Here is a 14,533-nt window from a genome sequence, read left to right as displayed (position 1 = left end):
ACCACGCAATTTGCGTGGTTTTTTACTTTAATACTGTTTTTTATTTTTTTGACGTAGCAAGTAAAACTTTATAAGCTGCATGTGCTTTAGACATTTTTGCATAATCTAACGCTGTATAACTCCCTTTATCGGATTTTGAATTTAGTTTAGCGCCTTTTTTAATTAGTAATTTAACGATAGCTACTTTGTTATATCTAGCAGCAAACATTAACGGAGTTAAGCCTGTAGATTTTCTGTTAATATTGGTTCCGTTTTCAATCATCGCTTTAACAGCTTCGTAATTACCAGCTGTAATTAACTTACAAAAAGTATTAACTTTAGAATATTCGGTAGTAGTTTTTACGGTTGTTTTGTTTATTTCTGAAGCTGAAACAGTTCCAAAAGATAATGCGATTGCTACTACTGTAAATACAAATTTTTTCATGATGTTACGTTTTTTAAGATTCGGTTTATATCTAAAAAGACGACGATTTAAAAAAAACGTTTCAGTAAAAAGAAAGGCTTAACAAATATTTATGATTACTTCTTAAATTTTTATTAAATTAAAAATCAGTAATTTAAGTTTGTATAAACTAATTGAGATTAAATTTAAGCAGTTAAAAAACCTGCTATTAAATTAGTCTCTTGGGTTGTTTTAGGTATTTTAAAATCGAAGTATTTATGTAAAGGAATATCAAAACCCTTGTAGTTTAAGTAATTATTTAGCGCAGTATTTAAGCCTTGACTATATAAATGATGTTCTGCTCCTGTTGGATCTTCGTGATACAAATCATTTTCTGCAAAACCTTTAAATTCTGGCCCAGTAATTTTAATTTCAAATTCATCCGGATTTTTACCAACCGGGCTATGACTTGTACAAGCAAACATGTGCCAAAAAGCAGATTGAATACAATTGTTTTGAAACAACTGACGCACAACCTCTAAAGAATCAATGGTTTCTTGTGCTGTTTCTGTAGGAAAACCAAACATTAAATAAGCATGCACCATAATATTTTCATCAGAAAAAGCTTTGGTTACTCTAGCAACTTGTCCAATATCTACCCCTTTTTTCATTTTAGCCAATAACCTATCTGAAGCAACTTCTAAACCGCCGGTAACGGCAATACATCCCGATTTGGATAATAAAGCACACAGTTCTGGAGTAAAGGTTTTTTCGAAACGAATATTGGTCCACCAAGTAATATAAACCTTTCTTTCTAGTAGTTTATTTGCTAAAGCTCTTAACATCTTAGGTGGCGCTGCTTCATCAACAAAATGAAAACCTGTAATTCCTGTTTCAGAGATTATTTTTTCAATTTTATTCACTAAATCATCAGCGGTTGTATTTTGATAATTTCCTATATAATCTAAGGTAACATCACAAAAAGAACACTGTTTCCAATAACATCCGTGAGAAATGGTTAATTTATTCCACTTTCCATCCGACCACATTCTGTGCATCGGATTCATGACATCTAAAAACGATAAATACTTATTCGTTGGAAGCCCAACATAACTAGGCGCAGGTAAATTTTTATGATGAAAAATTGTATTTGGTGTTTTATCAGCATAAATAACTTCGTTATTTTTACAGATAAAAGTTCTTTCTAAACCATCTTCGTTTATTTTACCGTCTAAAAATTCTGTGATTTTTAATAACGGACCCTCACCATCATCCAAAGTAATAAAATCTATGAAATTAAAAATTCTTGGGTCAGACAAACGTCTTAACTCGGTGTTACAATAACCGCCACCCATACCTATTTTAATGGTAGGATATTTTTGTTTTATAAATTGTGCACAACGTAAAGCAGAAAATAAATTACCAGGAAAAGGCACCGTAAAACAAACTAAATCATAATTGTCTTCTTGCAGTTTCTCTTCTAATAAATACAACATTTCATCTTCTATTAAGGTAGTTTCATATTGTAAAAACTCGTTAATAGTATCGAAACTAGAGGCAGACCTTCCTAGTTGTTCTGCATAACGTGTAAAAGAAAAAAACTCATCGACATTTGCGTTTATATAATCGCCTAATTCTTCTACAAAGAGTGTTGCAATGTGTTTGGCTTTGTCTAAAACTCCTAATTTTCCGAATTCGGTAGTTAAATTTTTATTCAATTTAATACGTCTATGTCCGTGTGGTAAATAATCTTTATGTACCATCTGATATGCTGCTGTAACTTCTTGCACACGCAAATAGTGCATAACAGAATCTACTTTATTTATGTACTCTTCTTTTTGTTTATCAACTAAAGGAAAATCACTATTACCAAGCATTTCAGCTTGCTTAAAAATAGCATTTATAAACTCTTTGGTAAACACCGCAGTAAACAGCTCGATACTTAAATCCATTTGCGTTGCTTTTACATTTTTAGATTCTAAAAAACCTTTAATGTATGCAGTTGCAGGATACGCTGTATTTAATTGTGTAAAAGGAGGTGTTATTAAAAGCGTGTTTATAGACATATAAAATAAATAAAGCACAAAGATACTCTTAAGAGCGTTGTTATTATATCGGATTTATTAAAACTATTAATGAGTTTATAATTTTGGAGGTATTAATGATATTTTACCTTTCTTAAAACACGCATTGTTTCTTTGTATTTTATATAAGTTGTTTTATCAGTTAAGTTTTTAATGTAATTTTTCACTTTTTTAAGTTGATAAATTGCCTGTGTAAACCCATTTAAATAGCAAATTAAATACGTAGTTGGTAATTTTAAAACAGCTAGGTTTTCAGTATCAGATAGTAGTGTATTTTTTTCTATTTTACTAATAATAGCATTGTTGCTATTATAAATATGATGTAAAATAGTTTTATTGTATTGTGGTGCTTCAAATAAAAATTGGGTAACAATATCGTGTTTTCCGTTCTCTTTAAAATGAATAATTGTTTTTTCTAACGGATAATGTTTTTCATTTTTATCAATCCCTAAAACAATATATTCGGTAATAATAAACGATTGCTCGTTATGGCTAATTTGAACATCATCTAAGGCCGAAAAAAACAAACGAACCTGCTCGTTTATCAATTCAATATCTACCCGAGTATAAAATTCTTCATTATTAATCACCTTTTTTTTACCAGCCCAACACACCACAAATTGTTCGTTAAATACTTTGTATTGCGGATTGTATGTAGATTTATGATTGTTAATAAAATCGAAAACTCCGTCGAGTGTTAATTGAATATTATTACTGGCATTTTTCTCGATAGCTTCAACAATAGTAGTATTTACCTCATTAAATGTAAAGTCTTTATCCGTAGGCATTGAATTGCTTCCTCTGCGAAAAAAAACGCTGCCTTTACGATATTTCCAAATATTTTTTAAAAATGAAGTAGTTTCATTATTCGGATAAATAGTTACCAAGCCGATTACTTTATGGCGTGGTAAACTCGGAAAAGGTACATTCTCATATTCTATTTTTGGAGGATTGTTTAAATAAGCATTTACTAAGTTCTGAATTTTACTATCATCGTAAAAATCGACTCCCAAAATTTTATTTTCTTCATCTTCAACCCCAATAACGATATAAGAATTGTTATTAGGGTTAGAGTTTGAAAGCGCACAAATGTGTTTTATAAACTTAGCTTTACCTTCTTTATGATGTAGCGATAATTTTTGCTTTTTATCAAAAAAACTATTCTCGTCGTTATGAGAAAGCAAATTTTTAATTAAAAGGCGTTTATTAATCACAGCTTATACATTTTTATTTATAATTGATGCGGTTGCTTGTGCGGTAGGATATACCACTAAATCTTCAATATTTACATGATATGGCCTACTGATAACGAAATAAATAATATCGGCAATATCTTCGGGCTGCAAAGCTTTATAGCCTTGATATACTGTTTTTGCTCTATCGAGATCTCCTTTAAAACGCACGTCTGAAAATTCGGTTTCTACCAAACCAGGATGAATTGCCGAAACACGAATATTATGTTTGTTTAAATCAATACGCATTCCTTTATTTAAAGCATCTACGGCAAACTTAGAAGCACAATACACGTTTCCGTTCGGATATACTTCTTTACTAGCAATAGAACCGATATTAAGAATAAAACCGTTATTTCTATCCACCATTTGCGGAATTATAGCTTTCGAAACATATAATAAACCTTTTACGTTTCCATCAATCATGGCATCCCAATCATCAATACTTCCTTCCTGAATACTACTTAACCCGTGTGCATTACCTGCATTGTTAATTAAAATATCAATATGTTTAAATTCATCAGGTAAACTACCAATGGCTTTTTGTACTTCGTCTTTATAACGAACATCAAATTGTAGCGTATGCACTTTTGTTAAAGTTGATAATTGGTGTTGAAGTTCTTTAAGTTTCTCAGCGCGTCTTCCACAAATAATAAGGTTTATGTTGTTTTTAGCAAATAGTATAGCGGTTGCTTTACCAATACCAGAAGTTGCTCCTGTAATTAAAGCGGTTTGTTGCATGTTTTTGTTTTTTATAAAGGTAAAATATTTTATGTAAAACGAATATTTTAAACAAAGAAAAACCGCTCTACCTCTAGAGCGGTTTCTTTTAGTTGGCTACTACCCCAACCAAAAATCAACTAACCAAACTTTATTTTAAATATTTTTTATCAACTGTTTCACGTTGTATTTTAGTACGTTTTCTACCGCTATTCCTTACAGTTGGTTTTATTGTTTTTTCATTTTTTAAATACTGTACAAATCCTCTACCAGAAAAAGTGTACGTTGTTTTAGAACTCAGGTGAAATAATTGTATCCTTTCATCATTTATAACGCTTAATTCAAACCTTTCAGTATCGCCACCATCATAATTAAGTGTTAAAAGTTTTAAGTCGCTATAACCTGTTATATTGGCTACTTTATAACCACCTACATAGTCCCATTTTATATAATCAATATTCGTGCCAAATGAATCGTGAGATGAGTAGAAAGTTACGTCGTTTTCTGGTGTAAACTGTAAGAAATGTTCATCATCAAATGTATTTGATACACCACCAGAAGAAGTTGTTCTTTCCCATGCTACATATTCTTGCAAAAAGTATTCTATGTTTTCATAAAACAATTTATCGTAATTAAAATTATTTCTTTGATAACCAATTAAATAATAACTTACGTTTTGCGATAAATCATCAATTCTAATTTCATCTTCTGAAAGTTGAACGACCTCAAAATCATAACGTCCATCAAGATCATGATCGGTTTCTAAAACGGTTCTGTAAGTACCATAATTTCCAACAGCAATTCCAAGCCCATTTCCGGTTTTACCGATATCAGCAATATTATTATTTGCATACATAGTTCCGTTTAAAAAAGACACTGTAAAGGCTTTTGATAAAAAAGGAACATCGCCTGTACCAGTTGTTCTATGATAATCAATATACCATAAATCGTAACTAGATACATATTCGTTTAACGAAAAAGAATTGTCATCAATTATTTCGTTTCGAACCGAACAAGATGCTAATGTTACACTTGCGGCAATACATAAGAAGAGTAATTTTAGACGTTTCATAAGCGTATGTTTTAATATTATACTTATGTAGTTTTCAAATTACGTGCCAAAAACAAAAAACACTTCATATGAGGTGTTTTTTGTTAGTTTTGAGGTTTTGCTGAGGGCATGAAAACCCTTTTCTCTTTTTTAATATTTTCTATTTTATAATAATGAAGTTTATCACCGACTTTGTAGCTAACTACGGCTTCATTTTCTTTTAGTTTAAAAGGAACTTCCTCTTTGTTTTTTGCAGTATTTCCATATTCTTTTTCAGAATCAGCATTTAAAACTAAGTCTTTTTTATCTTCACCTGTAGAGGTTTTATAACGAGCAGCAATGTATTTTTTATTCTGTTTTTGTTCAATTACAGCACTTACAATTCTATCTTGAAAGTATACTTTTTTAAAATCGATAGTTTTACTTGCTGTAAAATCAATCATTAAATTAAGCGTGTTGTTACCAGGTAAACCACCAGTAATATGAGCGTAAGATGCGGTGTTAACCGTAAAAGGAGGATTTGATTCTAGTTTCATGCTTGCACACTGTGTAAAACTTAGTGCCAAAATTAAGATTCCGAATAACTTCATAATATTACTTTTTATTGTTTAAATTTAAATATTCAAGTAGTGTGCCAAGGTACAAATATATATAGATATTAAGATGTTGAATTACAGTTATTGGGAATTAAAAGAATGGTTTACAAATGTAGATTTTACCATTGTTGGTAGCGGAATTGTAGGTTTAAATTGTGCATTGACATTAAAAAAAGCACATCCGAAAGCTAAAATAATAATTTTAGAAAAAGGCATGTTGCCACAAGGAGCAAGTACTAAAAATGCCGGTTTTGCGTGTTTTGGTAGTTTATCGGAATTGATTGATGATTTAAAAACACACAGTGAAGAAGAGGTTTTTAATTTGGTAGAAAAAAGATGGAAAGGTTTACAATTATTACGAAAAACTTTGGGTGATGCTGCGATCGATTTTCAGCAAAATAAAGGTTATGAGCTATTTAATGATTCCCATTTTTATGAAGAGTGCTTGGCTGAAAAAAGTAAGATTAACCAATTATTAAAACCACTTTTTTTTTCGGATGTTTTTAAGGTTGATAACAATTTTTTTGAGTTTAAGAATGTTCATGAAAATTATATAAACAATCAGTTTGAAGGACAAATTGATACTGGTAAAATGGTAGCGAAGCTACTTCAAGTAATTCAGCAAAGTGATATAAAAATTTTAAATAATATTACCGTTAAAAATTTTGAAGAAATTGGGAATAAAGTAGCTATACAAACCAATCAAATTAGCTTTTCCACCAATAAATTATTAATTGCCACAAACGGATTTGCAAACCAATTACTCAATGAAAACGTACAACCGGCAAGAGCACAAGTATTAATTACAAAACCTATAAAAAATCTTCATATTAAAGGAACTTTTCATTTAGATAAAGGTTATTACTATTTCAGAAATATTGATGATAGAATTCTGTTTGGCGGCGGAAGAAATCTTGATTTTAAAGCGGAAGAAACTGCTGAGTTTGGAGAAACAGCTCTTATTCAAAATAAATTAGAAGAAATTTTAAAAACAACCATTTTACCCAGTACTAATTTCGAAATTGAACATCGATGGAGCGGAATTATGGGCGTTGGAAATCAGAAAAAAGCAATTGTAAAACAGCTATCAAATAATGTTTTTTGTGGAGTTCGTTTAGGCGGTATGGGAATTGCTATTGGTAGTTTGGTTGGAAAAGAATTGGCAGAATTAATAAAATAAATGAAAAAAAATAACGACAATTTTAATCACAAAAAAAGTAACGTAACTGCAGATGTAATTATTATTGGCGGAGGTTTAGCGGGTTTATGCAATGCCATACATTTATCTAAATTTGGTAAAAAAGTTTTATTGATTGAAAAAAATAGCTATCCAAAGCATAAAGTTTGTGGCGAATATATTTCTAACGAAGTTTTGCCGTATTTAAAGTTTTTAGGTGTAAATCCGTTTGATTTTGGTGCTGTTCATATTACAGATTTTAAGCTATCAACAACAAATAATAAAGTTATTTCGGCTAAATTACCTTTAGGAGGATTCGGAATTTCACGTTATCAATTCGATTTTATTTTATCAGAAAAAGCCAAAGACAACGGCGTTATAATTTTACAAGATCAAGCACTAAATGTCAATTTTTCTGAAGATATTTTTCAGGTAGCAACAAAAGAAAATAAAATGGTTACCTCAAAAATTGCTATTGGTGCCTTTGGAAAAAGATCTTTATTAGATGTAAAAATGGAGCGTGATTTTATTCAAAAAAAATCACCTTATTTAGGTGTTAAAATTCATGTAAAAGGGAGTTTTGAACAAAATTTAGTAGCACTTCATAATTTTAAAGGCGGTTACTGTGGGGTATCTAAAGTAGAAAATAATGTAATTAATTTGTGTTATATCACCAGTTTTTCATCTTTTAAAAAATATAAAAGTATAGAAGATTTTCAAGAACAAGTTGTTTTTAAAAATCAATATTTAAAAGATATCTTTAAAACAACAACACCAATTTTTGAAAAACCATTAACGATTAGTCAGGTTTCATTTGAAACCAAAAAACCAATAGAAAATCACCTTATTATGTGTGGCGATTCTGCGGGAATGATTCACCCATTATGCGGTAATGGTATGAGTATGGCAATTCAGAGTGCACAAATTGCATCTAAACTCACTCTAAATTACTTAAACGGTAAACTTTCGTCAAGAAATGATCTTGAAAAACAATACATTAGAGAATGGAATAAAAACTTTAAAATGCGCTTAAAAACAGGTCATTTTATAGCATGGTTATTTAGAAAAGATAAGATTGCAGAAATTTTACTTAAAACTTTAAAGAAGTTACCTTTTTTAGTACCCATAATAATTAAGCAAACACACGGTAAACCAATAAAAATAGAATGAGTTTTTTTATCAGCACAAAATACAGAACAGATCAAGAAGAGATGATGGATGATTTTTCTATAGGTGGCGATTTATTGCGCGATGTTTTAGATAAATTAGAAAATATAAATCGTTGGCTAGGCGGAAACTTGGTAACGGTTAATGCATTAAAAAAAGTATTAAAAAATCATCCTAAAAATGTAGAAATCGTTATCGCTGATATTGGTTGTGGACATGGAGATATTTTACGTGATATAGCCAAATTCGGAAGAAAAAATGGCTACAAAATGAAATTGATTGGTGTAGATGCAAATGTTACCGCAATAACATATGCGAATGAATTGTCGACAGAATATCCAGAGTTGGTTTTTAAAACTGAAGATATTTTTTCTGATGATTTTAAAAATAGAGAATTCGATATTGTTTTGGCAACCTTGTTTTTGCATCATTTTAAAGAATCGCAATTGGTTTCTTTCTTATCAGATACCTTAAAACGCACTAAAAAAGCAATAATTGTAAACGATTTACATCGTCATAAATTAGCGTATTATTTGTTTTTACTATTATCAGTTTTTATCAAAAATAAAATGATTATCAACGACGGATTAATTTCTGTTTTAAGAGGTTTCAAACGAAAAGATTTGGTTAGAATCTCAGAAAAAATAAATGTAAAACCGCAAATTTCTTGGAAATGGGCATTCCGTTTTCAATGGATAATACAAAAATAAATGGCAGTAAAAATAACATCTGTAGCAAAACAATTGCCACAATATTATAGAGAAACGAAAGATATTATTCCGTTTGTAAAAACGTGGATGCAGAATCAGGATACACGTTTTCAGCGAAAAGTAATTAAACTTTTCGAAGGAGCAGCAGTAGATAAACGGTATTCAATCATGAATCCCGAAGAAGTTTTTATAGCAACTTCTTTCGAAGAAAAAAATGCTATTTACGCAAGAGAAGTAGTAAAATTAGCCGAGCAATCACTTAAAAAATCATTGCAAAAAGCAAATTTAAAAGCAACAGATATAGATTATATAATTACAGTAAGTTGCACAGGAATTATGATTCCGTCTTTGGATGCTTATTTAATTAATTCACTGCAAATGAAACAAGATATTGTGCGTTTGCCAGTTACAGAAATGGGTTGTGCAGCGGGAGTTTCGGGTATTATATATGCTAAGAATTTTTTAAAGGCAAACCCTAATAAAAGAGCAGCTGTAATTGCTGTTGAGGCGCCTACAGCAACTTTTCAGTTAGATGATTATTCGATGACGAATATTGTAAGTGCTGCTATTTTTGGTGATGGAGCTTCGGCAGTTATTTTGTCTTCTTATGATGAGGATAAAGGGCCAAAAATTATAGACGAAGCTATGTATCATTTTTATGATGCTACTCAAATGATGGGTTTTAATTTGGTAAATACAGGTTTACAAATGATTTTAGACAAGGAAGTTCCGAAGAAAATTTCAGATCATTTTCCTGCAATAATTCATCCGTTTTTAGAAAGGAATAATTTAACGATTGAAGATGTAAACCATTTAATTTTTCATCCAGGAGGAAAAAAAATTGTACAAACAGTAGAGGGTTTATTTGGAGTTTTAGGGAAAAATATAGACGATACTAAAGAGGTGTTACGTTTGTATGGTAATATGTCTAGCGCAACAGTTTTGTATGTTTTAGAGCGTTTTATGGACAGGAACCCAGCAAAAGGAGAAAGAGGTTTAATGTTAAGTTTTGGTCCGGGTTTTTCGGCACAAAGAATTTTATTAGAATGGTAAAAATTATAAAATGGATCCTACAGAAATCATAAAAAAATTACCATATACAACACCTTTTTTATTTGTTGATACTCTTACGGAAGTTTCGGAAAATGGAGTTACTGGAAATTATACATTTAAAGATGATGCATTTTTTTATGAAGGTCATTTTAAAGAAAATCCGATTACTCCAGGTGTTATCTTAACAGAAACAATGGCGCAAATTGGGGTTGTTTGTTTGGGGATTTATTTGTTAAAAGATGAAATTTTAACAACAGATAAAAATCCACAAATAGCATTAACTTCTAATCAGATTGATTTTTATTTACCAGTGTTACCAAACGAAAAAGTAACCGTAATTTCCGAGAAACAATATTTTAGATTCAACAAACTAAAATGCGCTGTAAAAATGATAAATGAGAAAAATGAATTGGTTTGTAGAGGAACTATTTCGGGAATGATAATCGTAAAATAACATGAAAAATAGAGTTGTAATTACAGGTTTAGGAGTCGTTGCACCCAATGGAGTTGGTTTGCAAGAATTCTCGAGCGCAATAAAAACAGGGAAATCTGGAATTATATTTCATCAACATTTAAAAGACAAAGGTTTTTCTTGTTGTATTGGCGGAATTCCTACTGTTTCTGAAGAAAAAAAAGCAACATATTTAACGGCTTTGCAATTACGCGGCTTTAATAGTACTTCTATTTTATATGGATGTATGGCAGGAATTGATGCATGGAAAGATGCTGGTTTTTCTGTGGATGAAAACTCAAATTTAGATTATGATACTGGTTTAATTTTCGGTACAGGAACCTCGGGAATTGAAAAATTTAGAGAAGCAATCTATAAAATTGATGATCAGAAAGTAAGACGATTAGGAAGTACTTCTGTGGTACAAACAATGGCAAGTGGAATTTCTGCATATTTAGGCGGAATTTTAGGTTTAGGTAACCAAGTTACTACAAATTCGTCGGCATGTACAACAGGTACAGAGGCTTTGTTATTGGGTTTTGAGCGCATTAAAAACGGAAAAGCAAAACGAATGTTGGTTGGTAGTTCAAGTGATAGTAGTTTGTATACTTGGGGCGGATTTGATGCAATGCGAGTAATGTCTTACAAGCACAATGAAACGCCAGAAAAAGGTTCGAGACCAATGAGTGAAACTGCAGCAGGTTTTGTGCCAGGAAGTGGAGCAGGAGCCTTAGTTTTAGAATCTTTAGAAAGTGCTTTAGCGAGAAACGCAACCATTTATGCAGAAGTTTTAGGCGGGAATATAAATTCTGGCGGACAACGAAATGGCGGAACTTTAACAGCCCCAAATGCCGAAGCCGTTCAGAAATGTATTACGGATGCTTTGTTAGATTCAAATATAACATCTGATAAAATTGATGTTATAAATGGCCATTTAACAGCAACATCAAAAGATAGTTTAGAAATAGAAAACTGGAGCAAAGCTTTACAAAGAAAAGGGGCTGATTTTCCTTACATAAATTCTTTAAAATCGATGGTTGGTCATTGTTTAGCGGCTTCTGGCGCAATAGAAATTGTAGCAGCTGTTCTGCAAATTAAGGAACAATTTGTGTTTCCTAATATTAATTGCGAAGATGTACATCCAGAAATTTCAGCACTTATTTCTAAAGAAAAAATACCAGCAAAAATTATATATAAAGATATAAATATACTCGCAAAAGCAAGTTTTGGCTTTGGTGATGTAAACGCTTGTGTTATCTTTAAAAAATATTCAAAATAAAATGACAAAAGAAGAAATTATAGTAAAGTTAACAACCATTGTAAAGCCTTATGTTCAAAATGAAGAAGGTTTTAAGAACATCAATGAAAATACCGATTTTATTAACGATTTAGAAATAAATTCGGCAAATTTAGTAGATATTATTTTAGATGTAGAAGATGAGTTTAAGATAGAGATAGATAATGATTCTATGGAAAAAATGCTTTCTGTAAAAGAAACCGTTGCAATTATTCAAACAAAAATGAATGCGTAATATTGGCAATGATATTGTTGATTTAGGCTTAGCTAAAATTCAAAGTAACTGGCAACGAGAAGGTTTTTTAGAGAAGCAATTTACCCAAAAAGAACAAGGTGAGATTTTAGCTTCTGAAAATCCGTTTTTAAAAGTTTGGGTGTTTTGGAGTATGAAAGAAGCCGCCTATAAATGCTATACACAAAAAATTAAAAAACGTTTTTTTGCTCCCAAAAAATTCCAATGTACATTAATTTCAAAAGAAAAAGGTGTTGTTGTTTTTGAAGACATAAAATTTTACACTACTACTTTTTTAAACACTTTTTACATTCACACAATTGCTGATGAAGTAAAGAATGGCGGTGAAATTACATCAGCTATTTGTTTACCAAACACAGTAAATACAGAGATTAGAAAAACACTTGAAAAGAAAACAGCATTTTTGTTTAAAGAGATAGAAAATAGAAAAACAATTGTTGGCGCTCCTTTGTATTATTATAAAGAAAAACGACTTACTAATTCATGTTCAATTTCTCATCACGGAAATTACGAAGCATATGTATTTACCTTAGAAAATGAATATTAAAACAGCACTTTTTAAACAATGTGAAGCGTTTGTAAACAAACGTTTACAAACAGTAGAAGAAATAATTTCGTCCAACCAAAATGCGTTACAATCTGAAACTAAAAGTTCGGCAGGAGACAAGCATGAAACTGGTAGAGCAATGTTACAATTAGAGATGGAAAAAGCGAGCCAACAACTTAATGGAATTATAAAAATGAAAGAAACGCTGTTTAAAATTAATATTGAAAAAGTTTCTGAAATTGCACATTTAGGAAGTGTGGTAAAAACAAATAGGGCATGCTTTTTTTTAAGTATTAGCTCGGGACAGCTTATAATTAAAGACAAAACTTATTTTGCTATTTCAGTTTCTTCTCCGATAGGAAGCTTATTATTAGGTAAAAAAACAGGAGATATTTTTATATTTAATAACGTTGAGCAAAAAATAGAAGAAATTTTTTAAAAACAAAGTAGGGTAAAACAAAACTTATTTGTTTTTAATATAGGAAAGGTTGCTAACCCTTCATAGAAAAAGAAGTATTTACAATACACTTTTATCTTTTTTAGATGAGAGTGTATTTTTTAAATAAAAATTAGAATCATATTAAGATAGTTGAGTAATAATTAATTAAGAGATAGTTATTATTGGTTTAAGCAGTTTCATTAAATTCTAATGAAACTGCTTTTTTTATTTCAATAGATTTTGAATGGTTAAAAAAAATAGTTTGCTGGTTATATTCAGCTTCAATAAGCCAACAATTACCTTTAAAATAAGTCTTTATAACTGTAGCTTTAAGTTCCGATTTTTTAATAATTTTTATTTGATGTGGATATAATAATACTTTTTTATTATTGATAAGAACTTCATTTACATCATCAAATAAAGCGGCAACATATTTTAACTTAGGGTTTTTATATAAGTTCATTGGTATGTCATTCGCAATTATTTGATGGTCCTTAATAACGATCATTTTATCAGCAAACGAAAGAGCATCACTACCATCGTGAGTGGCTACAATACAAGTAATATTTTTTTTCTTTAAGTAGGTAAATAAGTTTCTACTAAGCGAATTCTTTTTAAAATTATCTATTTGTCCGAAAGGTTCATCTAGTAACAATAATTCAGGCTCTTTAGCTAAGGCACGTGCAATTGCTACGCGTTGTTGTTGTCCACCGCTTAAGTTTTTAACCTTTATATGGGCAAACTCTGTCATTTCTATTACTTCTAATAACTCATTTGTTCTTTGTTGCGCTTCTTCGGGATAAAAACGAGATAGAAATTTTTTAATATTCTCACTAACGGAAGTATAAGGCATTAAATCGAAGTCTTGCGCTACGTATTTAAAAATATCGATACCTGGTACTAAATAATGCGCAGGCCCTAAGATTTGAAAATCATTCCAATAGATGTTTCCTTTGTCAAGATCTAACAAGCCGTAAATGGCTTTTAATAAAGTTGATTTTCCGCAACCACTTTTTCCCATCACACTTATATGTTCTCCTTTTTGTAAAGAGAAATTGATATTTGTAAGTGTTGCTTTTTCTTTGGTATAAGAAAACGAAATGTTGTTTACTTGTAGCATACTTGCAAAAATAGAGTTTCTATTGTTTTTTGCGTTAGCGATTGAACGGTTTGTTTGAGCTCTTTTTTGAAGAATGAAAAAAAAGCGAGTAGTAAAAGCGCGACCGTTTACGGTAACGCCCAACTTCTCGATACAATTTTTTCGTGCCTCAAAAATCACTCGAAGTGACAGAAATAAAAAAACCGATACATTACTGTACCGGTTTTATCATTTTATGTTGCGATTTTCATAAAGAGAATCATACTAAAAAGGTC

At 30.6% G+C, this 14,533-nt stretch carries 16 protein-coding genes; 9 read left to right on the top strand and 7 right to left on the bottom strand.

From position 1 onward, the window contains the following. Nucleotides 1-40 precede the first annotated feature (40 nt). The 6 genes from AC28QF_RS10515 to AC28QF_RS10490 all read right to left on the bottom strand — a co-directional run bounded on the left by AC28QF_RS10515 (nucleotide 41) and on the right by AC28QF_RS10490 (nucleotide 6,005). A complete protein-coding gene (locus tag AC28QF_RS10515) occupies nucleotides 41-424 on the bottom strand; it encodes an ankyrin repeat domain-containing protein (protein ID WP_488201752.1) in 384 nt (127 codons plus the stop codon). Between the two features lie 164 nt (nucleotides 425-588). After that, on the bottom strand, nucleotides 589-2,448 hold the full coding sequence (locus tag AC28QF_RS10510) for a B12-binding domain-containing radical SAM protein (RefSeq protein ID WP_488201753.1): 1,860 nt from the start codon (nucleotides 2,446-2,448) through the stop codon (nucleotides 589-591). Between the two features lie 92 nt (nucleotides 2,449-2,540). Then, the gene (locus tag AC28QF_RS10505) at nucleotides 2,541-3,680 is read right to left on the bottom strand and encodes a DUF5929 domain-containing protein (RefSeq protein WP_488201754.1); all 1,140 of its coding nucleotides are present in this window, start codon (nucleotides 3,678-3,680) and stop codon (nucleotides 2,541-2,543) included. Between the two features lie 3 nt (nucleotides 3,681-3,683). Continuing rightward, entirely contained in the window at nucleotides 3,684-4,439 is a 756-nt protein-coding gene (locus tag AC28QF_RS10500) for an SDR family NAD(P)-dependent oxidoreductase (RefSeq protein ID WP_488201755.1), read from the bottom strand. Nucleotides 4,440-4,569: 130 nt separating this feature from the next. Then, nucleotides 4,570-5,490: a hypothetical protein gene (locus AC28QF_RS10495; protein WP_488201756.1), complete on the bottom strand. Its 921-nt coding sequence runs from the start codon at nucleotides 5,488-5,490 to the stop codon at nucleotides 4,570-4,572. Between the two features lie 83 nt (nucleotides 5,491-5,573). After that, nucleotides 5,574-6,005 (bottom strand): hypothetical protein, encoded by a 432-nt coding sequence (locus AC28QF_RS10490; protein WP_488202423.1) that lies wholly within the window; start codon nucleotides 6,003-6,005, stop codon nucleotides 5,574-5,576. Nucleotides 6,006-6,135: 130 nt separating this feature from the next. Between AC28QF_RS10490 and AC28QF_RS10485 the strand changes: the two genes are divergently transcribed. The 9 genes from AC28QF_RS10485 to AC28QF_RS10445 are packed head-to-tail and all read left to right on the top strand — an operon-like array spanning nucleotide 6,136 to nucleotide 13,159. Further along, nucleotides 6,136-7,245 (top strand): NAD(P)/FAD-dependent oxidoreductase, encoded by a 1,110-nt coding sequence (locus AC28QF_RS10485; protein ID WP_488201857.1) that lies wholly within the window; start codon nucleotides 6,136-6,138, stop codon nucleotides 7,243-7,245. Then, nucleotides 7,246-8,412: an NAD(P)/FAD-dependent oxidoreductase gene (locus AC28QF_RS10480; RefSeq protein ID WP_488201758.1), complete on the top strand. Its 1,167-nt coding sequence runs from the start codon at nucleotides 7,246-7,248 to the stop codon at nucleotides 8,410-8,412. Then, nucleotides 8,409-9,119, top strand: coding sequence for a methyltransferase domain-containing protein (locus AC28QF_RS10475; RefSeq protein WP_488201759.1), 711 nt, complete (start codon nucleotides 8,409-8,411; stop codon nucleotides 9,117-9,119). The genes AC28QF_RS10480 and AC28QF_RS10475 overlap by 4 nt, the downstream gene beginning before the upstream one ends. Then, nucleotides 9,120-10,172, top strand: coding sequence for a type III polyketide synthase (locus tag AC28QF_RS10470; RefSeq protein ID WP_488201760.1), 1,053 nt, complete (start codon nucleotides 9,120-9,122; stop codon nucleotides 10,170-10,172). Between the two features lie 10 nt (nucleotides 10,173-10,182). Beyond that, nucleotides 10,183-10,626, top strand: coding sequence for a 3-hydroxyacyl-ACP dehydratase FabZ family protein (locus AC28QF_RS10465; protein ID WP_488201761.1), 444 nt, complete (start codon nucleotides 10,183-10,185; stop codon nucleotides 10,624-10,626). Nucleotide 10,627: 1 nt separating this feature from the next. After that, nucleotides 10,628-11,902, top strand: coding sequence for a beta-ketoacyl-[acyl-carrier-protein] synthase family protein (locus AC28QF_RS10460; RefSeq protein ID WP_488201762.1), 1,275 nt, complete (start codon nucleotides 10,628-10,630; stop codon nucleotides 11,900-11,902). A 1-nt stretch (nucleotide 11,903) separates the two neighbouring features. Then, nucleotides 11,904-12,155 (top strand): acyl carrier protein, encoded by a 252-nt coding sequence (locus AC28QF_RS10455; protein ID WP_488201763.1) that lies wholly within the window; start codon nucleotides 11,904-11,906, stop codon nucleotides 12,153-12,155. Continuing rightward, a complete protein-coding gene (locus tag AC28QF_RS10450) occupies nucleotides 12,148-12,720 on the top strand; it encodes a 4'-phosphopantetheinyl transferase family protein (protein ID WP_488201764.1) in 573 nt (190 codons plus the stop codon). The genes AC28QF_RS10455 and AC28QF_RS10450 overlap by 8 nt, the downstream gene beginning before the upstream one ends. After that, the gene (locus tag AC28QF_RS10445; protein ID WP_488201765.1) at nucleotides 12,710-13,159 is read left to right on the top strand and encodes a 3-oxoacyl-ACP synthase; all 450 of its coding nucleotides are present in this window, start codon (nucleotides 12,710-12,712) and stop codon (nucleotides 13,157-13,159) included. Before AC28QF_RS10450 ends, AC28QF_RS10445 begins: the two co-directional genes overlap by 11 nt. A 187-nt stretch (nucleotides 13,160-13,346) precedes the next feature. Here the strand turns inward: AC28QF_RS10445 and AC28QF_RS10440 are convergent, their stop codons facing one another. After that, complete coding sequence (locus tag AC28QF_RS10440) at nucleotides 13,347-14,279, bottom strand: ABC transporter ATP-binding protein (RefSeq protein WP_488201766.1); 933 nt, start codon at nucleotides 14,277-14,279, stop codon at nucleotides 13,347-13,349. Nucleotides 14,280-14,533: the final 254 nt, after the last annotated feature.

The organism is Tenacibaculum sp. M1.3A (assembly GCF_057732375.1).
Note: the sequence above shows the minus strand (reverse complement) of the source record. Positions and strands in the feature narration are given on the sequence as shown.